Annotated in this window: 27 protein-coding genes; 13 read left to right on the plus strand and 14 right to left on the minus strand. The window is 44.8% G+C overall.

Annotation, left to right across the window (positions count from 1 at the left end):
- Positions 1 to 191 precede the first annotated feature (191 nt).
- Positions 192 to 1,853: a methyl-accepting chemotaxis protein gene (locus tag AB4484_RS21795; protein WP_372080381.1), complete on the minus strand. Its 1,662-nt coding sequence runs from the start codon at positions 1,851 to 1,853 to the stop codon at positions 192 to 194.
- Between the two features lie 275 nt (positions 1,854 to 2,128).
- On the opposite strand from AB4484_RS21795, the gene AB4484_RS21800 reads away from it, so the two are divergent.
- From AB4484_RS21800 to dgcA, 5 genes are all read left to right on the plus strand, one after another.
- A complete protein-coding gene (locus AB4484_RS21800) occupies positions 2,129 to 2,641 on the plus strand; it encodes an RNA methyltransferase (RefSeq protein ID WP_017111519.1) in 513 nt (170 codons plus the stop codon).
- A gap of 87 nt (positions 2,642 to 2,728) precedes the next feature.
- Positions 2,729 to 3,565 carry an SGNH/GDSL hydrolase family protein gene (locus AB4484_RS21805; RefSeq protein WP_372080383.1) on the plus strand — a complete coding sequence of 279 codons (837 nt, stop codon included), beginning with the start codon at positions 2,729 to 2,731 and terminating at the stop codon, positions 3,563 to 3,565.
- Positions 3,566 to 3,658: 93 nt separating this feature from the next.
- Positions 3,659 to 4,549, plus strand: a complete 891-nt coding sequence (locus tag AB4484_RS21810; protein WP_372080385.1) for a LysR family transcriptional regulator — start codon at positions 3,659 to 3,661, stop codon at positions 4,547 to 4,549.
- A 91-nt stretch (positions 4,550 to 4,640) separates the two neighbouring features.
- Positions 4,641 to 5,648, plus strand: a complete 1,008-nt coding sequence (gene dgcN / locus AB4484_RS21815; protein ID WP_372080387.1) for an N-acetyltransferase DgcN — start codon at positions 4,641 to 4,643, stop codon at positions 5,646 to 5,648.
- A gap of 57 nt (positions 5,649 to 5,705) precedes the next feature.
- On the plus strand, positions 5,706 to 6,692 hold the full coding sequence (gene dgcA, locus AB4484_RS21820) for an N-acetyl-D-Glu racemase DgcA (protein ID WP_372080389.1): 987 nt from the start codon (positions 5,706 to 5,708) through the stop codon (positions 6,690 to 6,692).
- A gap of 132 nt (positions 6,693 to 6,824) precedes the next feature.
- Here the strand turns inward: dgcA and AB4484_RS21825 are convergent, their stop codons facing one another.
- From AB4484_RS21825 to AB4484_RS21855, 7 genes are all read right to left on the minus strand, one after another.
- On the minus strand, positions 6,825 to 6,980 hold the full coding sequence (locus tag AB4484_RS21825; RefSeq protein ID WP_017061679.1) for a DUF3012 domain-containing protein: 156 nt from the start codon (positions 6,978 to 6,980) through the stop codon (positions 6,825 to 6,827).
- 239 nt (positions 6,981 to 7,219) lie between these two features.
- Positions 7,220 to 7,576, minus strand: a complete 357-nt coding sequence (gene hpf / locus AB4484_RS21830; RefSeq protein ID WP_048611638.1) for a ribosome hibernation-promoting factor, HPF/YfiA family — start codon at positions 7,574 to 7,576, stop codon at positions 7,220 to 7,222.
- A gap of 338 nt (positions 7,577 to 7,914) precedes the next feature.
- Complete coding sequence (locus tag AB4484_RS21835) at positions 7,915 to 8,382, minus strand: hypothetical protein (RefSeq protein ID WP_231625643.1); 468 nt, start codon at positions 8,380 to 8,382, stop codon at positions 7,915 to 7,917.
- Between the two features lies 1 nt (position 8,383).
- Positions 8,384 to 8,791 carry a hypothetical protein gene (locus AB4484_RS21840; RefSeq protein WP_372080391.1) on the minus strand — a complete coding sequence of 136 codons (408 nt, stop codon included), beginning with the start codon at positions 8,789 to 8,791 and terminating at the stop codon, positions 8,384 to 8,386.
- Between the two features lie 60 nt (positions 8,792 to 8,851).
- On the minus strand, positions 8,852 to 9,358 hold the full coding sequence (locus tag AB4484_RS21845) for a hypothetical protein (protein ID WP_372080393.1): 507 nt from the start codon (positions 9,356 to 9,358) through the stop codon (positions 8,852 to 8,854).
- A 3-nt stretch (positions 9,359 to 9,361) separates the two neighbouring features.
- Positions 9,362 to 9,832, minus strand: coding sequence for a hypothetical protein (locus tag AB4484_RS21850; RefSeq protein ID WP_372080395.1), 471 nt, complete (start codon positions 9,830 to 9,832; stop codon positions 9,362 to 9,364).
- Between the two features lie 22 nt (positions 9,833 to 9,854).
- Entirely contained in the window at positions 9,855 to 10,202 is a 348-nt protein-coding gene (locus AB4484_RS21855; protein ID WP_050653257.1) for a hypothetical protein, read from the minus strand.
- A gap of 293 nt (positions 10,203 to 10,495) precedes the next feature.
- Here AB4484_RS21855 and AB4484_RS21860 point away from each other — a divergent pair, with 293 nt between their 5' ends.
- On the plus strand, positions 10,496 to 11,080 hold the full coding sequence (locus tag AB4484_RS21860; RefSeq protein ID WP_372080397.1) for a hypothetical protein: 585 nt from the start codon (positions 10,496 to 10,498) through the stop codon (positions 11,078 to 11,080).
- 414 nt (positions 11,081 to 11,494) lie between these two features.
- Positions 11,495 to 12,925, plus strand: a complete 1,431-nt coding sequence (locus AB4484_RS21865; RefSeq protein ID WP_372080399.1) for a YfcC family protein — start codon at positions 11,495 to 11,497, stop codon at positions 12,923 to 12,925.
- A gap of 122 nt (positions 12,926 to 13,047) precedes the next feature.
- Here AB4484_RS21865 and glgC read toward each other — a convergent pair whose 3' ends face one another.
- On the minus strand, positions 13,048 to 14,268 hold the full coding sequence (glgC, locus tag AB4484_RS21870; protein ID WP_372080401.1) for a glucose-1-phosphate adenylyltransferase: 1,221 nt from the start codon (positions 14,266 to 14,268) through the stop codon (positions 13,048 to 13,050).
- A gap of 399 nt (positions 14,269 to 14,667) precedes the next feature.
- On the opposite strand from glgC, the gene ompW reads away from it, so the two are divergent.
- Together ompW and AB4484_RS21880 are read left to right on the plus strand one after the other, a co-directional pair.
- Positions 14,668 to 15,315 carry an outer membrane protein OmpW gene (gene ompW, locus AB4484_RS21875; RefSeq protein WP_065677296.1) on the plus strand — a complete coding sequence of 216 codons (648 nt, stop codon included), beginning with the start codon at positions 14,668 to 14,670 and terminating at the stop codon, positions 15,313 to 15,315.
- Between the two features lie 202 nt (positions 15,316 to 15,517).
- Positions 15,518 to 17,329, plus strand: a complete 1,812-nt coding sequence (locus tag AB4484_RS21880) for a choice-of-anchor I family protein (protein WP_372080403.1) — start codon at positions 15,518 to 15,520, stop codon at positions 17,327 to 17,329.
- A 118-nt stretch (positions 17,330 to 17,447) separates the two neighbouring features.
- Here the strand turns inward: AB4484_RS21880 and AB4484_RS21885 are convergent, their stop codons facing one another.
- Entirely contained in the window at positions 17,448 to 18,167 is a 720-nt protein-coding gene (locus AB4484_RS21885; RefSeq protein WP_008216572.1) for an SDR family oxidoreductase, read from the minus strand.
- Positions 18,168 to 18,377: 210 nt separating this feature from the next.
- On the opposite strand from AB4484_RS21885, the gene AB4484_RS21890 reads away from it, so the two are divergent.
- Complete coding sequence (locus AB4484_RS21890; RefSeq protein WP_372080405.1) at positions 18,378 to 19,283, plus strand: LysR substrate-binding domain-containing protein; 906 nt, start codon at positions 18,378 to 18,380, stop codon at positions 19,281 to 19,283.
- Between the two features lie 41 nt (positions 19,284 to 19,324).
- On the opposite strand, the gene AB4484_RS21895 is transcribed toward AB4484_RS21890, so the two are convergent.
- A complete protein-coding gene (locus AB4484_RS21895) occupies positions 19,325 to 19,663 on the minus strand; it encodes a helix-turn-helix domain-containing protein (protein WP_004741127.1) in 339 nt (112 codons plus the stop codon).
- Between the two features lie 105 nt (positions 19,664 to 19,768).
- Here AB4484_RS21895 and AB4484_RS21900 point away from each other — a divergent pair, with 105 nt between their 5' ends.
- Positions 19,769 to 20,536: an SDR family NAD(P)-dependent oxidoreductase gene (locus tag AB4484_RS21900; protein WP_052880371.1), complete on the plus strand. Its 768-nt coding sequence runs from the start codon at positions 19,769 to 19,771 to the stop codon at positions 20,534 to 20,536.
- Positions 20,537 to 20,671: 135 nt separating this feature from the next.
- On the plus strand, positions 20,672 to 21,325 hold the full coding sequence (locus AB4484_RS21905; RefSeq protein WP_372080407.1) for a cupin domain-containing protein: 654 nt from the start codon (positions 20,672 to 20,674) through the stop codon (positions 21,323 to 21,325).
- Positions 21,326 to 21,402: 77 nt separating this feature from the next.
- Here the strand turns inward: AB4484_RS21905 and AB4484_RS21910 are convergent, their stop codons facing one another.
- Positions 21,403 to 22,041, minus strand: coding sequence for an NAD(P)-dependent oxidoreductase (locus AB4484_RS21910; protein WP_372080409.1), 639 nt, complete (start codon positions 22,039 to 22,041; stop codon positions 21,403 to 21,405).
- Positions 22,042 to 22,195: 154 nt separating this feature from the next.
- On the opposite strand from AB4484_RS21910, the gene AB4484_RS21915 reads away from it, so the two are divergent.
- A complete protein-coding gene (locus tag AB4484_RS21915; protein WP_372080411.1) occupies positions 22,196 to 23,092 on the plus strand; it encodes a LysR family transcriptional regulator in 897 nt (298 codons plus the stop codon).
- Positions 23,093 to 23,216: 124 nt separating this feature from the next.
- Here AB4484_RS21915 and AB4484_RS21920 read toward each other — a convergent pair whose 3' ends face one another.
- Both AB4484_RS21920 and ribB read right to left on the minus strand, forming a co-directional pair.
- On the minus strand, positions 23,217 to 24,065 hold the full coding sequence (locus AB4484_RS21920) for a hypothetical protein (RefSeq protein ID WP_048611609.1): 849 nt from the start codon (positions 24,063 to 24,065) through the stop codon (positions 23,217 to 23,219).
- Between the two features lie 374 nt (positions 24,066 to 24,439).
- On the minus strand, positions 24,440 to 25,096 hold the full coding sequence (gene ribB / locus AB4484_RS21925) for a 3,4-dihydroxy-2-butanone-4-phosphate synthase (RefSeq protein ID WP_017054827.1): 657 nt from the start codon (positions 25,094 to 25,096) through the stop codon (positions 24,440 to 24,442).
- Positions 25,097 to 25,143 lie beyond the last annotated feature (47 nt).

Here is a 25,143-nt window from a genome sequence, read left to right on the forward strand (position 1 = left end):
AACCAACTTCTGAAAATAGGTACTCAAAGCTGATGATAAATAGCGAGTGAAAGGGATAGGGGCGGGGACTTTTCTGTTGGTTATAAAATTGAATAACTCAAAAAGTTGGGGCTTCAGAATAGAGATTCTGAAGCCCGACGTGTTTTAGGGTTAAGTCGCGTTTGATTACGGCTTACTAAACCGAAAATGTATTAGACGGTGAAGCGATCTACCAAGTGGTACAGCTCATTTGCACGACCGTTGAGGTTTTGGCTACCTGTACGGTTTTGATTCGCGAGTTCGGCCGATTGTGAGCTTTGGTCAGAAATCACCACGATGCGTTGAGATATCTCTTGCCCGACAATATTTTGCTGTTCAGTGGCTGTAGCAATAAGCGAGTTCATGTCCATGATGGTATCAATCGACGCTTGGATCTTCGCCAGTGCTTCGGCTGCGGCATTCGCTTCTTCCACGGTTTGCGCACTTCGGTTTTGACTTGAATCCATCGCTTTCACAGCAGCATCTGAGGCAGCTTTAAGTTGCTCAATCATCTTGTGAATGTCGCCAGTGCTCTCTTGAGTTCGGCTTGCTAGCTTACGAACCTCATCGGCTACTACAGCAAAGCCACGGCCTTGTTCGCCCGCACGCGCAGCTTCAATTGCGGCATTCAATGCGAGTAGGTTGGTTTGCTCAGCAATGTCTTGGATGACCGCCAATGAAGAAGATATGTTTTGAACATCGCCTTCTAAACGAGACACCACGGTGTTCGCTTCTGACACTTCACTCGCTAGGCCTGCCACCGAATCTGCAGCGGCGTTTACTATCTGTTGCGCTTCTTTGGCATTGCCCTCTGCAAGTTTAGCGGAATCCGCCGCTTGGCTAGCGTTGCTCGAGATCTCTTGCGCCGTTGTGGTCATCTCAGTCATCGCTGTTGCAACTTGTTCTGTCTCTTCACGCTGCCCTGTAGCAATCTCGTCGACCTGCGCAGCACGAGAAGACATGCTAGATGTCTCGGCTACGACTTGCTGACCGACATCACTTACGCTGCGAATGATGGTTTGTAGGCTTGCTACAAAGGCATTGAAGTTCTCGCTGAGCTTAGTGAACTCGGGCGCTTTGAAGGTTTCCATTCGAGCGGTTAAGTCAGCTTCGCCACTCGCGAATGCGCTGATTGAACGATCAAACTGCTCGAGTGGTTGCATGATGGTACGGTTGACGGCAACGGCAAACACAGCAACTACTAGGGCAATCAAACCACAGAATATAGCGATGGCCGTCAATGAGCTTTGTAACGCAGCATTTGAGCTCTCTTTCATCTCTGCGATGACCGCATCGATGTCGTCAGTATAGAAACCTGTACCCAGCATCAAGTCCCACTGGGGAACAAATATCGAGTAGCTCAGTTTCGGCAGGGCTTCGGACTGACCAAGTTTTGGAAAGTAGTAGGTAGTGAACTCACCAAGCTTTGAGTTCTTGATCAGGTCACGAATAAGGTAGTTGCCTTTTTTGTCTTGCAGGTCGTAGTAGTTGTTACCAATACCATCGTTATTTTGCCCGACAACGACTCGCACACCTTTCGAGTCATAACCAAAAATATAGCCAGACTCGCCATATTCTAATGTTCTTAATGTCGGTAAGGCTTCTTCTAATGTTGCACCTTTATCCAAAAATGGGCTGATCGAAGAGTAGGCCATTTGTAGGTACGCTTTGAGTTCCTTTTCCTTCATCGCCATCATATTGCTACGCGTCGATTCTACTTGCTGTGCGGTTAGCTCGGTGCTCTTCATATACGTCACGCTCATCATGCCAATTGCCATTAGTAGCAACGGAATGAAAGAGAGAATATAAAGGCGGTTTTTGATGGTTAGGGTCATGTCACGCTTCCTGTGTGATTATCTCATGCAATTTTCAACACATTATTAATGTGGTTTTAAAATGTAAATGGACTTGTTGTTGAATTGTTATCCAGAAATGTTTTTGTTTTATAAACATGATGGCGGTTAGATTTTTGATGTTAGAAGCCTTGCAACTAGGGGCTTAATGACGAAAAGAGTGGTTTGTTACGATGCTTTTGAATTTGCCGCTGCTTTGGTAGAATGCGACGCTTTGTAGCACCCTGCTATGTCTATTCGTTAAGTGAGAAAGATTCATGAACAAAAGCCATGTGACTATTGGTTTAACTAACCCAAAGAGCCCGACAAACGTTGGTGCTGTTATGCGCGCGGCTGGTTGTTACCAAGTCGACGAAGTTAAATACACAGGGCAACGCTACGAAAAAGCCGCTAAATTTCACACCGATACCAAGAGTGCTGCGCGTACTATCCCACTAACGGGTGTCGAGTCGTTTTTGGATAACCTTGATTCAGAAACGAAAATTGTTTGTGTAGAACTCGCTGAAGGTGCAACACCACTGCCGCGTTTTAAACACCCAGAAAATGCTATCTATATCTTTGGCCCTGAAGACGGTTCTATTTCTCAAGATGTCGCCGATAGGGCAGATCATGTTGTTTATGTACCAACGGTTGGCTGCATGAACTTGGCTGCGACAGTTAACGTGCTGCTTTATGATCGCCTTGCTAAGTCAGATGAAATGGACGAGAGCAACGAGCTGATCAAGAAAAGCCGAGATAACCGTAATCACCTGCTGATCAAAGAAAAGTAATTCTCTGCTTCTAGTGTTATCTATCCCGTACGCAATCAGATATTATCTTGAGTTCATTACTAGATAATTGAAGGGTTAGATAACACCATGGAAGATAAGCGATTACTTGCCGCGCTACAGCAACACCCTGTCCTCGATCTGTATCAATTATTCCAAGAAGTTGGTCAAAACCGCTCTCTGTATGCATTACTAGAGAGGTTATCTTTCCTTAAAGAACATCATCAACTGAGTACTTGTCTTAGCCCTTTTAAACCTCATATCGAAGGATTACTGGCTCAATTTGATAGCGCCACGCCAGATAGCGAGATCCTCAAGGCAGTCGCTCTTCAGTCTGAGATTCAGCAGCGAGGTCACAGCATGAGTCGTTACATCATGACATCAGATAATCATCGCCATTTTTCTCCAAATGCGGACTTAGTGATGTTTGGTGATTCGATCACCGAGTGGGCACCTTGGGCAGATATTTTCCGCGATGTCTCGATGGTCAATCGTGGTCTAGCGGGCGATACCACAGCAGGCATGTTACGCCGTATTGATACCACGTTGAATGTGAAACCAAAGCTTGTATGTTTTATGGCAGGGATAAACGATTTAGCTCAGGGTTATGATGTCGACCATATCTACCAGAACTACATTGATATGCTTAAGGTGTGGCAAGAAAATGATATTCGAATCTTGGTGCAATCAACGCTTTATGTTGGCTCTAAACTGCAAGGTTTGAACCCTTCAGTGGAACTGCTCAATAGCAAGATAAGCGAGTACTGTTCTCAGCAAGGCATTGCGTTCTTAGATGTGAATTCTGTATTGTCACCTAATCAGCTTCTGTCGAATGAGTACTCGTGTGATGACCTACATTTGAATGCTAAAGCTTATCAAGTTTGGGCAGAGGTACTTCAACCTGCGATAGCTGAGCTACTAAAATAGACTCACGCAAAAAGCTAGCTAGACCGATAAACAGCTTAGACAATACCAGAAAATCAAGCCTAAACTTGTTTCGCGAACCATAAGGACATCAATGTGAACCTAAGACAGTTGGAAGTCTTTTACGCCATTATGCAGACCGGAACCGTATCTGGAGCCGCGCGTAGTTTGCATGTGTCGCAACCTAACGTGACGCGTATTTTGGCGCATACCGAGCAACAACTCGGGTTTGGCTTATTCGAACGAGTTAAAGGGCGCTTAGTACCAACGATTGAAGCAAAAACCTTGCTGCCAGAAGCGGAAAAGGTCTATCAGCAACTGGGGCAATTTCGTGCTTTGACCAACAAAGTCAAGCAAGGACATCAGCATTTACGCATTGGCGCGCCACCGATTCTAGCCACCAAATTGCTGACTCCGGTGATCGCCCAGATGTCTCGCGAGCAAGAGATTTCTTTTGAGTTACTAACAGCCAACCGTGATGAGTTGTGTGAAGGTTTACTCAAGCATGAACTAGATATTGCGATTGCTTTTGGCGATGAAGCACCGCCTGCGATATTAAGTGAAACGCTATTAACCGAATCACTAAAGGTTTTGGTGCCACCCCCCACCGTTGAACAGCTACCCACAGAATTAACGCTAGATGATCTGATCAATTATCCACTACCAATCATCGGGCTTGATAGCCGCGATCCATTAGGCCTGCTGTTACATCAAAGCCTTGTTGCACGCGATGAGCATTATCACCACCCTATATCGGTACGTGGATATAGCGCGGCGGCGGAACTGGTGAAGCACCAAGCGGGGTTTGCGATTGTTGATCCGTGGACGGCAGAGCAATATCAAAATGACGACTCGGTTTGTGTGTCGTCACTTCAACCAGACATCCAATTTTCGGTATCGATGCTTTGCGCAGATCACACCCCTAAGTCGATTTCCGTTAAGCAATTTATCGCTTCATTGAAGAACCATACTCACCCTATAACTTAAGGTTATAGGCTCGCCATAAATAGGCATTCGGCACCTTCGAAGTTCTTAATTAAAGTAAATCCATACAAGGACTTATTAATTAGGAATACTCATGTCGATCGCTCAACCTTACCTTCTTTTTCTTGGGGATGTTACTGACCCACTCGCCGCAAAAACAGCTCGCGGCATTCACCAATGGCGACCAGAAATCTGCCTAGGTCAGTTGCGCTTAACGGACGATACCGTTTCACTGGGCTTAACGGACATGACCTTGCAAGAGGCGAGAGCGCAGGGCGCTAAAACGCTAGTGATTGGTACCGCAAATCCGGGTGGCGTTATCCCTGATTCTTGGCAGTCAACCATTATGGCCGCTGCAGAAATGGGATATGAGATTGCATCTGGCATGCACCAACGATTGAGTGAATTTTCACCGCTTGCTGACATGCAGCAACAAGGATTGACTAAGCTTCATGATGTACGCCATTTTGACGGTGTTCTTAATGTTGGTAACGGTAAGCCTCGTCAAGGTAAGCGCCTGCTTACTGTCGGAACAGATTGCTCAGTTGGCAAAATGTTTTCAGCTTTAGCTATCGAAAAGTCGCTTAAAGAGTCAGGGACATCCGCTCAGTTCAAAGCGACAGGGCAGACGGGTATCTTGATTGAAGGCAGCGGTATTTCGATTGATGCTGTGGTTGCGGATTTTATTTCTGGCGCAGTTGAAGCTATTAGCCCTGATTTTACCGACCACGATTGGGACATCATTGAAGGGCAAGGCTCTTTGTTCAACCCTTCGTTTGCAGGCGTGAGTTTGGGTCTTTTACATGGCGCACAAGCGGATGCTTTGGTGCTGTGTCATGAAGTTGGGCGACCTCATATTCGTAACCTTCCTCATGCTCAATTACCAAGCATAGAACAGACGATTGAAGCCAACTTGCAAGCGGCGCGACTGACCAATCCAGACGCGAAGCTGGTGGGTATCTGCTTGAACACGTCGGCGATTAGCATTGAAGATGCTGAGACATTGTGCCAAGAATGGACCACACTCTATCAAGTGCCAGTGACAGATCCAGTGCGCTTTGGTGTACAACACATTACTGATCATTTGCGACATTCACTTTAACGACTTCATCATTTCTACGTTTCTATTTGTTAAAGCGAACATCAACCGAGTGAAATTATGAAGATTACAGCAGAACCCATTACTATCGCGATGCAAACGCCTTTTCGCATCTCTCGTGGCAGTCGAACTGAGTGTCACGTTGTTCGTGTATACATTGAACATGATGGCAAACGAGCTCAGGGTGAATGCACGCCTTACCCACGATACGGCGAGTCATCGGAGTCTGTATTAGTGCAAATCCAACAAGCGTCTAGCGCACTTGAAGCCATGTTTGAACGAGGCGTTACCGATCCCGCAGAGCTAAGAGATCATCTTCAGTCTTTATTGACCGGAGGGGCAGCGCGAAATGCGGTCGATTGTGCGCTTTGGGATTTTGAAGCGCAGCAGAATGACCAGATTTTCCCAAATAGCTTGTTTGAGTTGCCTGCTCAAATCGTGACTGCAATGACTGTATCGATTGGTGCGCCAGAAAGCATGGCGACTCAGGCTCGAGACTATGTCGCGAATGGTGCGAAACTTCTGAAAGTGAAGCTTGATGGCGAACAAGTGGTAGAGCGTGTTCGCGCGGTACGAGAAGCCGCGGCAGATGTTCAAATTGTATTGGATGCGAATGAAGCATGGACAGGATTGAATCTCGAAGAGTTGTTCAATCAACTAACAGAGTTTGATATTGCGATGATCGAACAACCTCTTCCACAGCAGCACGATGCGTCACTGGCACACATCAAGCACCCGATACCACTGTGTGCCGATGAAAGCTGTCATACAACTTCACAGCTCTCATCGCTGTTGGGCAAGTATGAAATGGTCAACATCAAACTCGATAAAACGGGCGGCCTGACTGAAGCATTGGTACTTGCAGAAGAAGCCCAAAGGCTCGGATTTACTCTGATGTCGGGTTGTATGCTTGGTACATCGTTGGCGATGCGTGCAGCTCTGCCTATTGCCGTTCAATCTGAAATCGTCGACCTCGATGGCCCAGTCTTACTTGGCCAAGATGTAGCACCAGCACTGACTTATCGAGATGGGATGATTATTCTCTAAGTTCCTAACAAATTAGCTAGGAATCTCTACATACAAAAATCGCATAAGCGTTAACTTATGCGATTTTTTGTTTGCTTCATTTCGCAATTACGGTTTCGTGCGAGATGCTCTGAACAGCCCAATACAACCCGCTTAGAAAATGCAGTGTTTGGCAAAATCGCCCGCTTCATTAGCCGTCCAGTCACCTTTAGGCTTTTCTTTCATATCGGCACACCAAGCTTCACTGCCCACTTCTGTACAAGCCATTAGTTGCGTGGCTAGGAAAAGTATCAACGCGATTTTCTTCATAATAAACATTCCGTTGTGGTCTAAATTTCTGTTTATAACTGTATCAAATACCACAAGTGATTGTTATAGCAGCTAAGAACTTAAGGGCGTTAAAAATGATGTGGGTTTGAGCTGAATGCGAGAGACGGTAAAGAAGGAAGGTTTGCTTGGCTTTAAGATCGAAAAAGCCAGCAACGTGTGCTGGCTTTGAAATTCTTAATAAGTTTCTATTAGTTATTTCGCTTTAACTACTTGTCGAGTTAGACCAATTTCATCTCTTGGATGATGTCCGAAGCAATCTCTGGCTTCGTGCTTGTTGGTTTCTCGTGTAGGTCGGCTTTCAATTGTCCCTTACGGTTACTTAGGCCTGCTTCAAGTTTCTTGAGTGCTGAAGCGATAGCTGGGTACATAACATCGTCTGTCGATTTTGCTGTTACTCGTACACCTTCGTAGTTGGTGAATACTTCAACCTGATGTTGACCGTGTTCTTTAGTAATGATGATGTCGCAACTGATCAGTGATGGGAAATGGTTAGATATCTTCTCGAATTTACCTTCGATGTCTTTGCGTGACTCGTCGTTAATTGATACATGATGTGTTTGAACATTTATTTTCATAAATCATACCTTTCCAATGACTGTGTCATTTAAACGTAGCAAACATCGGATAGATTAACCAACTGAGAATTAGCACATGTGTGATTGACTTCAGTGTTATCAAATATTCTCTTGTTACTCCCTTGAAAGTCCGATGAACTGATCGCATATTATGTTTCGTGTTTTAAAGACATGTTCAAAAAAACTCCATCCTTGATAATTTGCGCTAACCTACAGCGAATTCCCAGTGAATCTCTCTTTATCGGTTTTATAATTCCGAACTTGTCACTCCATTGATTTTCTTGCCAGCCCACTCACTTTTTTCTTCTTTGATTAAAAACTCAGCTTAAGTTACTAATTTATAGACACTCAACTGCCCACTCCATATTGAAGTGAAACTCTCCAGCCGTGAGTTGGGACTCGGGTATGGTAATACGTGCTCGAATATCGACTTCTTTATTGGATGCCAGTTGATCGACAGGAAATTCGACGCCCTGACGCCAATAATTAATGTCTCCTTCATAGCGAACCGGGGTTTCGACTTTGAATCGCACAAGTTCTGAAATGCGAGACTCATCAATAGAGCCTAGGTCAATATGTTGGAGTTTGAGCAATAATCGAGAATCTTTGCGATTGGACTCCAGCTTGAGCGTGATGGCTCTGCCATCGTATTCTCGACCAAAACTCATCTCACCTTGGTTATTGATCACTTCTAAACCGCAGCGTTCTCTCACATGCTTTTTAAAGCTTAATGTAGAGTGATTATTGGATGCCAATGTACAGCTGGATAAGCTGATTAAAGTGAACGCGACAATAAATCGTAGCATGTTAGTTCACCATAACGCGGACAATAAAGTCCGTGACCGCTTGTTCAGTAACAGCCACATTACTGATGGTTTGCTTATCTTTGAGAGATACCTGATAGCTTGAGCTCAGTACAATATCGGCATGATGATATTTGTATTCGACAATAAGATCGCACGTGACACGGTCGGTTTGCTTAATTTCGACGGTAGTATCGGTGTAGTTAACGCGACTTTCGGTGTCGATTAACTCGATGCTCGACCAATCGATGTATTCAGAATTCGACAGCGCATCAAAGATTCGGCGTTGGTGGTTGTCTGAGCCATCTACGCACATTTGATTGAAATGTTCGACTTCTTTCCTATCAAACCCTGTGCTCACGGCATAGGGCGCGATAAACAATATCGCCAAGAATAAAATTAGAGTTTTCATAGTGCCTCTGGGTCAGTAAGCCCTCGTGATTAAAGGGCTTACCGTGGGAGAGATGATGGGTTAGTTACACTCAACCGTCCATGTGGTTTTTACTTGATAGTCGATACCAGATTGCAGGTCACCTTCGTCAACATTTACTCGCGCATATAAATTCAGATTGTCTTCGCTTTCAATTTCGTTACGCTTGATATCAACACCTTTCTCCCAATGGTCTAGGCTCTTGTCTTGATCAATGGTACCGGAAGATTGTATATGGATATCTTTATTCTCTATTTGATCTCCAAATGATGAGATATCAATATCTGTAGCAGACAGCTTGACCTTTTCATCTGTGTTACTAATGAGTTTCACCGTTGCGTGAGACTGATTGTAGTCGTCCCCAAAAGCTAGGTCGGCTCTATCTTGTGTCGCATAAACACCGCATTGAGAATCAACACTCCCTGAAAATATGACATCGCCAGAAACTGGCTGATGACTAGCTTCATCGTCGTTTGCTGACGCGACAGATACATTGGCGGCTAATGCACTCATAACAGCTAGGCCAAGTAGTGGTTTTCTATTAAGCATTTTTTACTCCGAAAAAGTGGTATTGCTTTGTTGCATCTTCAGCTGGCGATATTTCTCTGCTTCGATTTGTAATAGCTTTAGCTCATGTTCCGCTTGAGCTAGCTCTTCTAAACGTTCTCGCTCACGGAGCTCGAACTCGTAGAGTCGACGACAGTCGACTCGATCCTCACCACCAAATTGGAATGTCACAGCCGCGTATACGCCTGCCTCATCCTGATTTTGGTAGTAATAATTGTTGTAATAGCTGTCGCTATCTTCATTGCCGGTTGATCCATAGGTTCCGAACTGAACGGTTTTACCTGTGGAAATCGCTTGCTCACACGAAGCCCCTTCAGAGGTTCGAACTCGGTCGGTACCTGAAGGGTTCGACACACTCGGTATTGGGTTTGCCAATGCCGGGCTTGTCAGTGAAGCAATGGCCAATGAAGCGACAGCAAATAAAGCGCTAAGTAACGCTTTGATTGTTCTCCGCATAATTGATACCGCTTGAATGTCGTTAATAACGTTGGAATTTAAGGTTTGTGCATACTTCGTAGCTGTTCGGGGAATCCGTCACCATGCGCGTACAAATCTTCTTCTTGGTTATTTGAGCGGCTGGCGTCTTAACATTGATATCCAGCTCTATCTCTTGGTTTGCATCCAATTGGATCTTGTTTGGAAACTCTTTGTCATCAATTCGTAGGTAGTAATCCGCTTGTTTGGTGTAACGGTTTACCAATAAAAACCTGACCTGTGTTTTGTCGGAGTAGGTCTGAAATTCGGTATTTTTCCACTTGTGCACATTTGCGTTTGCTAAGGAACTGCTCAGCAACAACGCGGCAGCAATGATGTAAATAGCCTTCATGAGAACCTCAAAATGATGATCGAGGTCTCATTTTAGGTTCGTTCAAAGGCAGGACTTACCATTTTGCGCCACTGACATAAGGCTGACAGTACGGTAAAAATGACTGAGATTTTTTAGGTTGAAACTGAAGAGCAGCGAAACTAGGCGGGTTGAGATGAGGAGAAAAGGGCAAAGTAACTATTTATGATTTCATCACTCAGTATCACAATTACCAATATAAGACGCAGCAGTTTATTGAGGTATTTGTTAGTACGGGATACTCTAACAGCCATCTTCTATTTGGATCCGTTATCATGAAAATGCCTGTTAAATTCGCTGCAATTGCAGCTTCCCTTTCTTTCGCTTTTAATGCTTTTGCTGCCCCAGTTGAATTTCAGAAGATCCCTGAAATCATGCAGCAATTTGAAACGGCAGAACTGTACGTTAAGAAGTCGGTCACCTTAGGCCGTTTACCAGCTGAGTCTGAAATTGGCATTGATTTTCCTACTTATGTTTCGGATGGAAAGGGTGGCTACAGCTTAGAGACAAACAACGTAATGACAGATTCTGTTGTTATCGCAAGCATGCCGAAAGCGATTGTTGATGATGTTTTCAACCAATGGCTAGTACCTAAAGACACGTGGATCAGCAGCTACGGATCTTTGCCAACCTCGACCACTGAATTTAAGCCGTTTAAGCGCATTAAAACAATCAAAGCGATTAAGATTGATGCAGAAATGCTTGATTTGTTAGGCAGTGAAGATGGCAACACGGCGATGATCAAAGTGAGCTGGGATGAGAAGGGAATGAAGGTTTATAAGGATGGCTACTTAGCAGATTATGAGTACGGGATTGCCCCTCATGAGATGCAAGAAAACTACGAATTAGCACCTAAGTAACTCGATTCGATTGCAGAAAAGCGCCTTGCTTATTAGTGGGCGCTTTTTTGTTGCTCACCAAAACATGACGAAACTCACACTTTTCTGACAATTCATGGCTCGTTGTGCTAGTATGCGCCGCTTGTCTTTGTAATTGATAAAAAACGCATTACCAAAACAGACTTTTCTGTTTACCTGCTTGTAATGACCTCATTCAGTTTGGCCTGACTTGGCTGAACATCTGCATTTTGCTCGGACGCAAAGAGAGTAGTACTCACTACTTCACTATGTACATTTGAGAGCACCATCTATCAAAGGCCTTTTTGAAACAGCCTAAATTAGCGCGAACTTAGTTCAGCGTGAAGGGTTTCGTTTTTCCAAAAATCCCTCTCGGCGGCTAAGTGAACCTTAGTTGCTGACAAATAAGGAGTCTATATGACGACTACGGTATCCACATCCGTACCTACATCTCAAGCTGGTAACGCAGCGCCGACAGAGAAAGAAGTAAACCACCCGTTTCTCTCTTTGGTTATCATGGTGATCGTTGCTGCAATCGCAACTTACTTCATCCCTGCTGGTGAATTCGAGCGAGTGGTCATGAATGGCCGCACGGTTATCGACCCAGACAGCTACACACAATTGACCAGCAACCCAACAACATTAGCCTCTTTTTTCGAATCATTTTTTAAAGGCTTCAAATCCGCTTCTGGCGTGATGGGCGTTGTGGTATTTGTGGGTGGTGCTTTTGGCATTATCAAACACATGGGTCTGTTAGACGCATCCGTTGTTGCGCTAACCACTAAGTTAAAGAAGCAGGGCTTGTACGTGATTGCACCTGTGATCATGACGGCGATCTTCTTCAACGTTACCTTCACCGGTATGCGTGAACTTGATGTCATCTTTATCTCTTTGATGATCCCGATTTGTATCAAGCTTGGCTATGACGCGATTACGGCACTTGGTGTTGTTTTACTGGCAAGTTGTGCAGGTTTCGCCGCCGCTTTGGCTAACCCATTCTTTACGGGTATCGCACACACTATCGCTGAACTGCCTATGTATTCAGGTATGTGGTACCGCTTTATTGTTGGCATGTTCATGTTGCTGACGGGTGCGTGGTATGTGCTTAACTACGCGCGTAAAGTTAAGCAAGACCCAACCAAAGGCTTGTTGCACGGTACGGGTTATCACTACGAATCTAACGTTGAAGCGAAAACACTGACCACACGTGAAAAGCTTGCGGGCATCGCGTTCTTGGGCGTGTTCGCATACATGATCTTCGGCACGTTGACGATGGGTTTCGGCTTCACTGAGATTGCAGGTGCATTCGTGGCGATGGCGATCATTCCGGGTTTGGTGGCGGGTTTATCTCCGAACAAGATTTGTGAGTATTGGACCAAAGGTGTTAGCGACGTATTGGTGGCGGTACTGATCATCTTTTTCGCTCGTTCAGTGCTAACCATTATGGAAGACGCGAAGATTGTTGATTCAATTATCTTCTATCTTGCACAGATCATTTCTGGTAGCTCTAAACTTGTGGCAGCAGCAGGGATCTACTTCTCGCAGGCTGCGATCAACCTATTCATTCCGTCTGGCAGTGGCCAAGCGGTGATTACCATGCCAATCATTATTCCGTTGGCTGATATTGGTGAAGTGACTCGTCAAGTGGCGGCACTGGCTTCTCAATTGGGTGATGGTATTTCTAACTATATTTACCCAACCAATGGTGGCTTGTTGGCGGTATTGGCTATAGCAAAAGTACCTTACACCAAGTGGGTTCGTTTCTTCCTACCGCTGTTTTTGTTCTGGTCGGTGGGCGCTTTGGTTTCCGTTGTGATTGCTCAAATGATCGAACTAGGTCCTTTCTAAGGTTTCTGTTTAACCGAATACATGGACAGTTAAGGCTTAACTGAAGCCGTGTAAGTAAATAAGAAGGCAGCGAGTTCGCTGCCTTTTTTTCGTTTAAAGAAAAGCTATCCCAACGTTAAAGGTTACTCTTCAAATTGGTAAGAAGAGGGCACCACAATCACGCCTTGTTTTGATATGTGGAAGCGTTTCGCATCGGCAAGGCTATCAACACCGATCTGGGTTCCGTCAGGCACCTTAACGTTTTTATCGATGATGCAGTTTTGTATGTGGCAATTTTTTCCAATCTCAACATCTTCAAACAGAATACTGTCAATCACAATCGCGGCATTGCTGACTTTCACTTTAGGGAAGAAGATAGAGTTTTGCGCTGAACCACCTTCGATGACAACCCCATTCGCTATCATCGAGTTGATGAATATTCCTTGGTTCCCCTCTACAGAAGCGATGGTTCGCGCTGGTGGCAGTTGCTGGTCATAGGTGCGAATTGCCCAATCAGGTTGATATAAATCGATAGGCGAAGCTGGTTTTAACAGGTCCATGTTGGATTGGTAATAAGAGTCGATAGTACCAACATCTCTCCAGTACGCATCTTGGGTCACTCGGCCTTCTTCATCCCCAAACTTGTATGCGTAAACACTGTTGTTACCGACCAACTTCGGAATGATGTCTTTACCAAAATCGTGGCTTGAATCTGGATCTTCTGCATCCGCCAATAATGCCTGTGTCAGTACTTCTTTATCAAAGATGTAAATACCCATTGAAGCCATGCTTCGAGTTGGCCTACCAGGTACACATGCAGGGTAACGTGGCTTCTCGGTAAAGTTATTGATCTCTAGAGATTCATCTATCTCCATCACACCAAACTCTTTGGCTTCGTCAATCGACACCTCCATGCACGCCACAGTTAGGTCGGCCTCGTTCTTTTTGTGCTGCTTAAGCATTGGCGCGTAATCCATGCGATAGATATGGTCACCGGATAGCACCACCACATGCTTGGCTTCACTACGAGAAAGCAGATACAAGTTTTGATAAATTGCATCGGCAGTGCCGCTATACCAACTATCACCCGTTCGCATTTGTGGGGGAACATTGGTGATGTATTCGCCGAGCTCGGGGTTAAGCACCGACCAACCATCTCTCAAATGTTTTTGCAAAGAGTGAGACTTGTACTGAGTCAGCACCAAAATTTGGCGTAGCCCAGAGTGTAAGCAGTTCGCGAGAGTGAAATCGATGATTCGATATTTGCCACCAAAGGGTACCGCAGGTTTTGCACGGTTATCGGTGAGAGGGGAAAGCCGAGAGCCAACACCGCCGGCCAGAACGATTGTTAGAGTGTCTTGCATGATCAGAACCTCAATGTATTTATGATTATGAACATAGACTTGCAAGCACTAAGCCAAATGTAACTCATTGAATATTATACGAGGCGAGATTGATTCTTGTAGAGCTGCACCAAATTGATGCGTACGAGATATTGGCTTGCTCTATTTTGATCCGAAGAGTTACGGGCAAAGTGACGGATTGAATTAACAAAATGACGCACGGAAAAGTTGCATTACAAAACTGTCAATAAAATGAAGGAATAAAGTGATCGGGTCGATATAAATTTACATAAATAATCACAACTTTTCACAAATTGATTTCCATCAATAAAGTAGGGTTATTCTATGCTACCTTGCACGCAAAATAAGAAATGATTACTCATTCACCAATAAAGATTAAGCCCCCAAAAGGAAATTATAATGAAAAAAACAGTATGTGGTATTGCGGTTATTGCGGCTCTTATGTCAACCAACGTTCTTGCTCATAAAGAAGGTGATTTCATCATCCGTGCAGGTGCAGCAATGGTATCTCCTAACGATAGCAGTGGAGATGTTCTGGAGACATCGGGGTCAAAATTTGGTGTGGATTCAAACACCCAACTTGGATTGACATTTGGTTACATGTTTACAGACAACATCAGTCTCGAGATTCTTGCAGCGACACCGTTCTCCCATACAATTTCTACAAACCATGGTGGTTTAGGTGATATCGCCGAGACAAAACACTTACCACCAACGTTGATGGTTCAGTACTACTTCGGCGAAGCAAACAGCAAGTTCCGCCCTTACGTAGGTGCGGGCATTAACTACACTGTCTTCTTTGATGAAGAACTTAATGGCACTGGTAAAGATGCAGGCTTAAGTGACTTATCTCTTGATGACTCTTGGGGACTTGCGGCAAACATTGGTATGGATTACATGATCAATGAAGATTGGTTCTTGAATGCGTCAGTTTGGTATGCAGACATTGATACTACAGCGAAATACAAAGCTGGTGGCGTTCAGTACTCAACAGACGTTGATATCGACCCATGGGTATTCATGATCGGTGGTGGTTACAACTTCTAATCTCCCTATTCAGTTTACTAAAGGCGCTCAAGCATCAGCCAGCTTGGGCGCTTTTTTTTGCTTGCTTGTTAATGGATTGCTCGCCTTAGATTCCTGTTGTTATGGGTAAGAGAAACTTATTGTCGTCACTTATTGTTAATAAAAGGGAAAGATAAGTGTCATAACAGCCCTCTATGATCGCGATTCAAATTATGGAGGATATATGAATCGTAAATTTAATAAGCTGACATTATTACTGCCTATCGCGGTAAGTTCTGCTCTAGTAGGCTGTTCTCAACCAACATCACCAACGACTGCTACGCCATCTCAAACATCACTTGATGCTTTTAGCCTTCAATGCCAATCCATCGAGCAGCCAAGCGCTTCCAATGCTGAGGTAACCGGAATCAGCCTAGTTGGTCGTTCAATTGCCGATGCCCCGTTTGATACTTCAGCAGCCGAAATCGTCAGCTACGATTCATGTACCGACAAGCTTTATGTCGTCAATGCTCAAGCACAAAAAGTCGATATGTTATCGATGAACTCTGACAGCGCACCAGCATCTGAGGGCTCTATCGACCTTCAATCAGCGGCTGCAGCTTCGGGTATTGATATTGGTGCCGCGAACAGTGTGTCGACTCATCAAGGATTAGTTGCTGTCGCGATTGAAAATGCTGACAAGCAACAAAACGGCATCATTGCACTTTATCGTTCAGACACGTTAGAGCTGATCACTACTTATGCGGCTGGTGCATTACCGGACATGGTCAGTTTCTCGAAAGATGGTCGCTACATTGCCTCTGCAAATGAAGGTGAGCCGAATGCGGATTACAGCATTGATCCTGAAGGTTCAGTAACGCTGGTGGATTTAAGCAATGGTCCTTTGCAAGCGACAGTTACTCAAATTGATTTCAAGGCATTCAATCAAGGTCAGCCTCGCCATGCAGAGCTAACCGATAAGGTTCGAATCTCTGCGCCAAATGCAACCATTGCTCAAGATCTTGAACCGGAATACCTAACGTTTGCGGATAACGGAAAACTCTACGTTGCCCTTCAAGAGAACAACGCTTTGGCCGCGATTGATGTGGCGAGTGCACAAGTGGATGCGATTCTTGGACTAGGCGGAAAGCCTTGGGATAGCGCTCAGCTAGATGCGTCAAACAAAGACAAAAACATCGGCAATCTACAAAGCTACGCGATGCTAGAAGGCCTTTACATGCCAGATAGCATCACTAGCTACAGTGTTGATGGTAACACCTATATCGTGACTGCGAACGAAGGTGATGGTCGTGAATATGGCATCAAGACCACGCAAGAAATGTGTGATGAGAAAGGTTTTGAGTGGGACGGTGACGATTATCAAGGCACCGAAAACTACACCACAGAAAAAGACTTTTGTATCGCGTATGTCGATGAAATACGCGGCAAGAAGTTAGATGTTGACGCTAACCACCCATTAGCTGGCGCATTGAAAGACAACAAGCAACTTGCACGTCTTAAGGTGATTAAGCCACAAGGGACACTCGCTGCTGACCAAAAGGTTCAAGCATTCGGCAGCCGCTCGTTCTCTATCTGGGATGAGTCAGGCGAGTTAGTGTTTGATAGCGGCGATGATTTTGCTCGAATAGTACTTGATCAAGATCCTGCAAACTTCAACAGCACCAATGATAACAACCAAAGCGGTGACGATCGCAGTGATGATAAAGGCGTAGAACCTGAAGCCATCGAAGTGGCTGAGATCAACGGCAAGCAGTATGCATTTATTGGGCTGGAGCGCCAAGGTGGCATCATGGTTTACGACGTAACACAGCCTAAAAATGCAAGTTTCATTAGCTACTTGAACAACCGAGACTTTACACAACCAGTGTGCACTAAAGTTGATGAAGACGGTGATTGCGAAAACGATACTTATAACGCTAAAGCGGGTGATTTAGGCCCTGAATCAATTAAGTATTTCACACGTTCAGGTAACCACTTTATCGCTGTCGGCAATGAAGTAAGTGGTAGCACATCGGTTTATCGTGTTGAGTTTTAATCAAGCTTATTATTAACAATTAGCTCGAATCAAAACAAAAGCGCCACGATTTGTTAAGTCGTGGCGCTTTTTAGTTCATAGCTTATTAAATCGCTTATTTAGTAGCGATAGCAAAGGCCTATGGCTGTTGCTTAGTTGGTGCTAGAGCAATCTCACGGATACATACGTTCTGTGGTTGTTGGTAAGCGAATGATACAGCGCGAGCAATGTCGTCAGCTGCCAATACGCCGCCCATGTCTTCTTTCCAAGAGTCGTAACCGTCTTTGATCTCTTGAGATGTTGTGTGAGACAGAAGCTCAGTTTCTACAGCACCCGGTGCAATAGTCGTAACACGAACATTTGAAGCCGCCACTTCTTCACGAACGTTCTCAGAAATAGCGTGTACCGCGAACTTAGTACCACAGTAAGCCGCGTGGCTTGGGAATGTTTTCTTACCCGCAATTGAGCTGATGTTGATGATAGTACCTGTGTTGCGTTCCATCATAGGAGCAAGTACAGACTGCATGCCGTTTAGAAGACCAATCACGTTCACATCGAACATTGTCTTCCACTCTTGTGCGTCTTGAGTATCGATTTGACCAAGAAGCATTGCGCCAGCGTTGTTGATAAGTGCATCTACAGGGCCAAACTTCTCTTCACCTTGTGCGATTGCTGCATCAAATGATGCTTTGTCTGTTACGTCTACTTTTACTGACAGTGAGTTTGGTAGATTCAGCGCTTCAAGACGATCAATACGACGAGCTAAAAGTAGCAGAGGGTGACCTTCATCGCTTAGACGACGAGCGATTGCTTCACCAATACCAGAGCTTGCACCTGTAATTACGATTAGTTTTTTCATTTTATTTCCTCTGTACTTTTATTGCGTCGGTTGGCTACGACGTATTGTTTAAGTGCATTCGAATCAAGTGCTTGTTGCCTTGCTTCGTTGCGATGGAGGTATATTAAGGAAAATAGCATTGTTGATATATAGCGCTTTACTTGAAACACTGTTGCTGTGGTGCAACAATAAAAGCGTCTATCTCATAACTTCACAAGTAAGCTGGCGACTATGCTCAATCAAATTAACCTGTCTGATATTCGTTCTTTCGTGCTCATCGCTCGTTTAGGTAACTTCACTAAAGCGGCGGAGGAGCTTGATGTGTCTCGCTCCCATGTGTCACGCCAAGTGAGTAGCTTAGAAAAACAGATGGGAGTAACGCTTTTTATCCGTACTACTCGAACCTTGAGGTTGACTCACGCAGGGCAAGATCTGTACGCGAGATGCGAACAAGCCTTAGATAATATAGACCAAGCCTTGATTGCTGCTGTGGACGATGTCGAAGAAGTGCGCGGCGACATAAAAGTAAACTGTGTCGGCGGTTATTTGGGTGAGGTGATCATCGCGGATCTGGTCAATGAGTTCATGCAGCTCTACCCAGACATCAGCATTAGCCTTGATTTCAGCAGTAACCGAGTTGATTTGATTGAAGACGCGTTCGATATCGCTTTTCGCATGGGAAGCCTAGAAGACGCAGGCTTTATCGCAAGGAAGCTATTGGACATTGAAATGGGAACACTCGCGAGCCCAGAGTATTTCGCTCGTAAAGGAAAGCCTAATCACCCCAAAGATTTGATCCATCATGATTGCTTAACGGGCTCAGTGCGCAAGTGGACCTTTCTGGCGTTGGACGACACTAAGAAAACGGTCGATGTGCATGTGACGGGCAGGCTGCAATGTAAAAATGGCCGAGTGTTGGTGCAAGGTGCGAAGTCGGGTAACGGGATTATTCGAGTTCCCACCATCTATTGCTTACAAGAACTCAATGATGGACAACTAGAGCAGGTTTTTGATGAGTGGGTAGTACCTAAAGTGGACTTTTCAGCGATCTACCACCGAGATCGCTATCAACCAAGTCGAATTCGAACCTTCATTGATTTCGTAAAAGATCGCTTTGAGCAAATGCCCGTGAGTTAAGTGTGCTTGCTGTATCTGCTACGCGTTTGACTGGTTTGGGCTTACATCTCGTCGATTTCGTTTTGTAGGCTTTCCAGCTGATCAAGAATCAGTAAAAACTTCTCACCAAAGGGTGTCACTTGATACTCAACTCTTGGTGGGAGTTCGTTGAACATTTGCTTATCTAAAATCCCGAACTCTACATTTCGCTTCAAACATTCATTCAGTACCTTGGTCGATAACCCTTCGACCGAACGCACCATTTCACCGGGGCGATTTATGCCATTTGCCAGTAATTGGTAAACCGTTAGTGACCATTTACAGCCGTAGATGGTTTCGACCATGCGAGCAGAACGCTCTGGCGCTGATTTTCTTGAAAAAAAGTTTTCCTGATTTTTCATAAAGATGTACCAATAAGTACCTACCTAACCGATTTGTACTTACTATTCATAGTGTTAGTTCAAAGCCTAAGATTACCACGTTCACATGACTTAGGAGATAACAAAATGAACTTCACTAAAAATGGTATTGCAGTCGTAATCGGTGGCACAAGTGGTATGGGCTTTGAAACAGCGAAGCAGTTAGTCGCTCAAAACATCCATGTGTTGGTGGTCGGCAATAACCCAACTAAGTTAGATAAAGCGGTGTCAGAGCTGCAATCGCGCGGTCACGCTTCAGGCTGGCAAGCTAACCTTTATGATGATGCAAGTGTGTCTCGCCTTATTGCGTATTTAGAGTCGCTCGAAGAAGGTATTGGTTACCTTGTGAATGCTGCAGGTTACTTCAACCCTAAAGCGTTTATTGAACACCAAGAATCTGATTACGAGCAATACATGCAGCTCAATAAAGCAACCTTCTTCATCACTCAAGCTGTCAGCAAGTTGATGATCAAAAACGGTGGCGGAAACGTGGTAAATGTAGGCTCTATGTGGGCGAAACAGGCAATCAAAGCGACGCCATCTTCTGCCTATTCAATGGCTAAAGCAGGCCTGCACGCATTAACACAACACATGGCAATGGAACTGGCTGAGCATAACATTCGTGTGAATGCGGTGTCTCCGGCTGTGGTTAAAACACCGATTTACGAATCATTCATTAAGCCAGAAGAAGTGGATCAAGCGCTAGAAGGTTTCAATGCTTTCCACCCTATTGGTCGAGTTGGTTTGCCGAAAGACATCGCTAATAGCATCTCTTTCTTACTGTCAGACAGTGCTGATTGGGTAACGGGTGCAATCTGGGATGTTGATGGCGGTGTGATTGCTGGTCGTAATTAATTAGGATTCTTTTTAGGTGGCTATCGCGCAGGCAAAATAGCAGCGAGATAGCCTCCTTGATCAGTATTCGCGTAGAATAGAAACGAGAAAGACAACAATAATAATTAAAACGATAACAAGAGTAAGGTCGCCATTATGTTCAACATGGACTTTTCAAAGAGACTGGTTATAGAAACCGACACACTAGATTGGGTCGCAAGCCCTGCTAAAGGGGTTTGGCGTAAGCCACTTGAAAGAGAAGAGAAAGAATCGGGCCACACGACCAGCGTGGTGAAGTACGATCCTGAATCTTCGTTTTCTGAGCACCCACACCCACAAGGCGAAGAGATCTTCGTATTAGATGGCGTGTTCTCAGATGAAACGGGTGATTTCCCTGCTGGTACTTATATTCGTAATCCGCCGGGCAGTGCGCATTCTCCATCAAGCAAAAATGGCTGCACAATCTTGGTCAAGCTAAACCAGTTTGACGCGAGAGACTTAACTCAAGTTCGCATCAATACGCTAGAAACGGAATGGTTACCTGGTATTGGTGGCTTACAAGTGATGCCACTGCATGAATTCGAACACGAGCATGTCGCGTTAGTGAAGTGGCCGGTTGGCGAACGTTTTCAGCCACATCGTCACTTTGGCGGTGAAGAGATATTTGTACTTTCTGGCACCTTTAAAGACGAACATGGTGAGTACCCGAAACACACCTGGATGCGCAGCCCGCACATGAGTGAGCATTTTCCTTATGTGGAAGAAGAGACGGTTATCCTAGTGAAAACGGGGCATCTGCCATTGGATTAAAGGAATGCTCAGTAAAAGATGAGAAAGCCGCATTGTTTTGAACAAGCGGCTTTTTTTAGTTTTTATATATGAGCTGACTAGTAAGCGACACCAATACGTTGGCGTGGGAACTTGCCAGATTCGAGTTCATCAATCATCGCAATAGCGTAATCGCTAACGGATATTTTGCTGTTGCCGTCTTGGTCGGTGAGCAATTGGTCGCCACCGGTACGGTAGGTTGATAGTTTCTCGCCAGGGAAGATTTCTGCTGCTGGGCTAATGAACGTCCAGTTAACCTCGCTGTTAGACTGTTTGAACACTTCAAGCGCTTCACCTTGTGCTAGCGCTTCGTTTTTATGCTCTGCTGGAAAGGCCGGAACGGTAACTAACGGTACGTTTGGCGCTACTTCTAATGAACCCGCACCACCTACCCAAAGTAGACGTTCGATACCAATGCTTGGCAGTGTATCAAGCAGCTTAGTCGCTGTGCTTTTTACGATGTCGTGATTGCCTAGAGCACGTCCGCCAATCGAAGCAATAACCGCATCAACGCCTGATAAAGACGTAGCTAGGCTGGCTGCTTGATCTTGCAAATCAAATGAACGAACCTCAACATCGCTGATTTCTACACGGCTTGCATCTCTTACAACAGCAACGACTTCGTGTCCGCGAGCTTGAGCTTCTTGAGCGATGTGACTACCAATCCAACCTGATGCGCCTAATACTGCAATTTTCATAATGTCTCTCCAATTATCTAATTTATTGAGTCGTTTTCTCGACAGCCATTGCAGTCTAATAGCTCACTAGGTTGCGATAAATATCGCAAAATGATGTAGATTGTATCTATGTAGTTATCTAATAGGCTTGGTTCAGTGGATAAGGAAAAGTGTGATGGATAGATTGACGGCGATGCGTAGCTTTGTTGAAGTCGCAAATTGTGCCAGTTTCACTCAAGCAGCAGAGCATTTGGATATGAGCCGTTTACAGGTTTCACGCCATGTTCAAGAGATAGAAGGGTGGCTAAAACAGCGGTTGTTGCACAGAACGACTCGTAAGGTGAGTTTGACGGCTGCAGGGGAAATCGCCTTACAGCGCTGCGAGAAAATACTCCATGAAACGGCGGAGTTAGAAGTGACCGCGCTGAATCAAACCGATGCTCTTTCCGGAACTATTCGCATAGCTGCTCCGATTGGTTTGACTCAGCACATGTTGTTGGATGTGGTTGAACAGTTCACAGAACTTCATCCCAATATCACGGTAGAACTTTTTGCTTCTGATCGTTTTGCTCAGCTGGTGGATGACAGAATCGATATTGCGCTGCGTTATACCGACCAACCTGACGATAGCTTGATTGCTCGTAAGCTAATGGAAATTGACTCGGTGGTGTGTGCATCGCAAGCTTATTTGGATAAACATGGTGAACCTAAAACAGTCGAAGAGCTTCGACAGCACAATTGTTTTCGCCATTTGAGTGTCTCTAAGTGGGATTTCGTTAAGGATAATCAGCATTTTTCGGTTGAGGTGTCTGGCACTATCAAAGCTAATGATGTTGGGGTATTAACCCGCGCTGCACAGCATGGTAAAGGGGTTGTTCGATTGCCCTGTGATTTAGCCAATCCACTGATTGCGGATGGCAAATTGAAACGAATTTTGGATGATTTTGTTTCACCGAGTAGTGTGCTTTGGGCGGTGTATTTGTCTCGTAGCTATCAGCTGCCGGTTGTGCGTCAATTCATAGATTTTGCTGCGGAGGTTTGGTCTAGCGATATCAAATCTGGCGATGTTTGAAGTGGCATAAATGCTTACCCACATAAATCTACAACCCATAAATACAAAAATCCGATATCAAAGGTGATATCGGATTTGAACTCAATAATTCAGAGTTCCAGCACGCTCTCCTCTCACGAAGTCTTTACATGTAATGATGTACGGATAATCGGGTATTTATCACCTTTTCGTTTACGTCTGGTAAAGGCTGATACAAGCTTCTAGTAATGTCGGATAATACTTGGTCGTATACTTGCGACACGACGCTAGAAATATCACTGGTTAATTCGTACATGCTATCTGCTGGTTGGGTCGCTTCAGTGCTTGATGCAATCTCGGTGAGTGCATGCATCGCACGTGTGCAAATGGGTGACCCACTGCTGATAGGGCAGATAATCGATAATTGGTTGAGTTTACGGTGTGTTTGAGATGCGTAGAATTTGAATCTCGCATACTCCTCAGGCTTCTCCATATCAGGTATGCACATGCGTAACTTGGTCAGGATTTCCATGCAGTCTAAGATCTGTTGCCAATTCATGTGATACTCACGGCTCATGTCTTCTCGTTCAGACTGAATCAGCCAGATGATCATCACTTCATCCATCAAGAACATGCTATGGCGAATTGTTTTGCCATGAATCGATTGGTTACGCACCAAGCTGCGGTTTTGCCAATCACTGTGCATGGCAATGAGCTTAAGGTGATAGATGCGGTACATAGGGCGACTATCGAACGAGACATGAGACTGAAGTAGCTCAGATACCTCAAGTATGTTGTCGTAAATCTCGTTCACTTTACGAATCGACTCACTAGATAATCGATAAGCCAGAGCGTAGTGCGTTGCCGCGCGATGTTTGCGTGATAACAACAATAATTCTCTAAGCAGAACTAAGGTTTCAAACCTGTGTGATAGCGCTGTTTGTCTCTTCCTTGAGAAATGAAACAGGGCCGCAAGTACTAATAGGGATAAACCCACTGAAATAACTACAAACATATTCAACTCCTAATATTTGTATACCTACTTAGTGGTAGTGCAGACACCGTGCCAAAATAAATAAGTGTTATATTTCAGTTATTTATGATTTATCTGTAATTATGGATGATCAATGATGGTGCATAACTTCACCATTCGAGTGAATGCTTCTCATATTTTGCAGAATTTTTTGAGAGGTTAGTCGTTGGCGAGGAGATGGATCTTAGATTTCAGTGTAGGAAATGAAGAAGGCCTCACCCTTTATATACTTTTAACTAGAAAAAGCAGTAAGAGTGAGGCCTTTCAATGTTCATTTCTGAGTTTCGCTATCTTTAAGTGCTAAGTGCTAAGTGCTAAGTGCTAAGTGCTAAGTGCTAAGCGTTTAGCACTAAACGTTACGCAAGCTTAAGGTCGAACTCAGTGCGGTACATCACCATATCTTCAATGGTCAGTACTGGCATGTTGTGAAGTTTGCCGAAAGCAACGATCTCTGGCGCTTTTGCCATTGTGCCGTCTGGGTTGGTTACTTCACATAGTACGCCAGCCGATTGAAGACCAGCCATTTGCATAAGATCCACAGTACCTTCTGTGTGACCACGGCGAGCAAGTACGCCACCTTTACGCGCACGCAATGGGAATACGTGACCAGGGCGAGCAAGGTCAGTAGGCTTAGCTGTTGGGTTTGCAGCTGTCTTGATCGTTGTTACACGGTCAGCGGCAGAAACACCTGTTGTTACGCCAACTTTTGCTTCGATAGTGACGGTGAACGCAGTTTGGTTTGCGCTGTTGTTATCAACAACCATAGGTGGAAGTTCAAGTTGGTTTGCTTGCTCGTCGGTTAGACATAGGCACACAATGCCGCTGCATTCGCGGATCATAAGCGCCATTTGAGCATTGGTTAGGTGTTCTACTGAGTAGATGATGTCGCCTTCGTTTTCACGATCTTCATCGTCAAGTAGAAGTACGCCACGACCTTCGCGCAGAGCTTGCAGTGCGTTCTCAACGCGAGTGATTGGTTCGCCAAATTCGGCAAGTAGTGAAGACTGATTCATGGTTAAACTCCTAAAATATCACCAGAATCAGGGCTGTATGAGGGATC

It is taken from the genome of Vibrio sp. 10N.261.46.A3 (assembly GCF_041472995.1).
Lineage (GTDB): Bacteria > Pseudomonadota > Gammaproteobacteria > Enterobacterales > Vibrionaceae > Vibrio > Vibrio coralliirubri.

Coding starts and splice junctions, on each gene's coding strand:
- AB4484_RS21855 (WP_050653257.1), bottom strand. CDS start 10,202: ATGAAGGCTATTTACATCATTGCTGCCGCGTTGTTGCTGAGCAGTTCC.
- ribB (WP_017054827.1), bottom strand. CDS start 25,096: ATGAATCAGTCTTCACTACTTGCCGAATTTGGCGAACCAATCACTCGC.
- AB4484_RS21825 (WP_017061679.1), bottom strand. CDS start 6,980: ATGAAGAAAATCGCGTTGATACTTTTCCTAGCCACGCAACTAATGGCT.
- AB4484_RS21840 (WP_372080391.1), bottom strand. CDS start 8,791: ATGAAAACTCTAATTTTATTCTTGGCGATATTGTTTATCGCGCCCTAT.
- AB4484_RS21805 (WP_372080383.1), top strand. CDS start 2,729: ATGGAAGATAAGCGATTACTTGCCGCGCTACAGCAACACCCTGTCCTC.
- AB4484_RS21795 (WP_372080381.1), bottom strand. CDS start 1,853: ATGACCCTAACCATCAAAAACCGCCTTTATATTCTCTCTTTCATTCCG.
- hpf (WP_048611638.1), bottom strand. CDS start 7,576: ATGAAAATAAATGTTCAAACACATCATGTATCAATTAACGACGAGTCA.
- AB4484_RS21845 (WP_372080393.1), bottom strand. CDS start 9,358: ATGCTTAATAGAAAACCACTACTTGGCCTAGCTGTTATGAGTGCATTA.
- glgC (WP_372080401.1), bottom strand. CDS start 14,268: ATGCAAGACACTCTAACAATCGTTCTGGCCGGCGGTGTTGGCTCTCGG.
- AB4484_RS21865 (WP_372080399.1), top strand. CDS start 11,495: ATGACGACTACGGTATCCACATCCGTACCTACATCTCAAGCTGGTAAC.
- AB4484_RS21800 (WP_017111519.1), top strand. CDS start 2,129: ATGAACAAAAGCCATGTGACTATTGGTTTAACTAACCCAAAGAGCCCG.
- ompW (WP_065677296.1), top strand. CDS start 14,668: ATGAAAAAAACAGTATGTGGTATTGCGGTTATTGCGGCTCTTATGTCA.
- AB4484_RS21850 (WP_372080395.1), bottom strand. CDS start 9,832: ATGCGGAGAACAATCAAAGCGTTACTTAGCGCTTTATTTGCTGTCGCT.
- AB4484_RS21860 (WP_372080397.1), top strand. CDS start 10,496: ATGAAAATGCCTGTTAAATTCGCTGCAATTGCAGCTTCCCTTTCTTTC.
- AB4484_RS21835 (WP_231625643.1), bottom strand. CDS start 8,382: ATGCTACGATTTATTGTCGCGTTCACTTTAATCAGCTTATCCAGCTGT.
- AB4484_RS21890 (WP_372080405.1), top strand. CDS start 18,378: ATGCTCAATCAAATTAACCTGTCTGATATTCGTTCTTTCGTGCTCATC.
- AB4484_RS21885 (WP_008216572.1), bottom strand. CDS start 18,167: ATGAAAAAACTAATCGTAATTACAGGTGCAAGCTCTGGTATTGGTGAA.
- dgcA (WP_372080389.1), top strand. CDS start 5,706: ATGAAGATTACAGCAGAACCCATTACTATCGCGATGCAAACGCCTTTT.
- AB4484_RS21900 (WP_052880371.1), top strand. CDS start 19,769: ATGAACTTCACTAAAAATGGTATTGCAGTCGTAATCGGTGGCACAAGT.
- AB4484_RS21905 (WP_372080407.1), top strand. CDS start 20,672: ATGTTCAACATGGACTTTTCAAAGAGACTGGTTATAGAAACCGACACA.
- AB4484_RS21895 (WP_004741127.1), bottom strand. CDS start 19,663: ATGAAAAATCAGGAAAACTTTTTTTCAAGAAAATCAGCGCCAGAGCGT.
- dgcN (WP_372080387.1), top strand. CDS start 4,641: ATGTCGATCGCTCAACCTTACCTTCTTTTTCTTGGGGATGTTACTGAC.
- AB4484_RS21915 (WP_372080411.1), top strand. CDS start 22,196: ATGGATAGATTGACGGCGATGCGTAGCTTTGTTGAAGTCGCAAATTGT.
- AB4484_RS21920 (WP_048611609.1), bottom strand. CDS start 24,065: ATGTTTGTAGTTATTTCAGTGGGTTTATCCCTATTAGTACTTGCGGCC.
- AB4484_RS21910 (WP_372080409.1), bottom strand. CDS start 22,041: ATGAAAATTGCAGTATTAGGCGCATCAGGTTGGATTGGTAGTCACATC.
- AB4484_RS21880 (WP_372080403.1), top strand. CDS start 15,518: ATGAATCGTAAATTTAATAAGCTGACATTATTACTGCCTATCGCGGTA.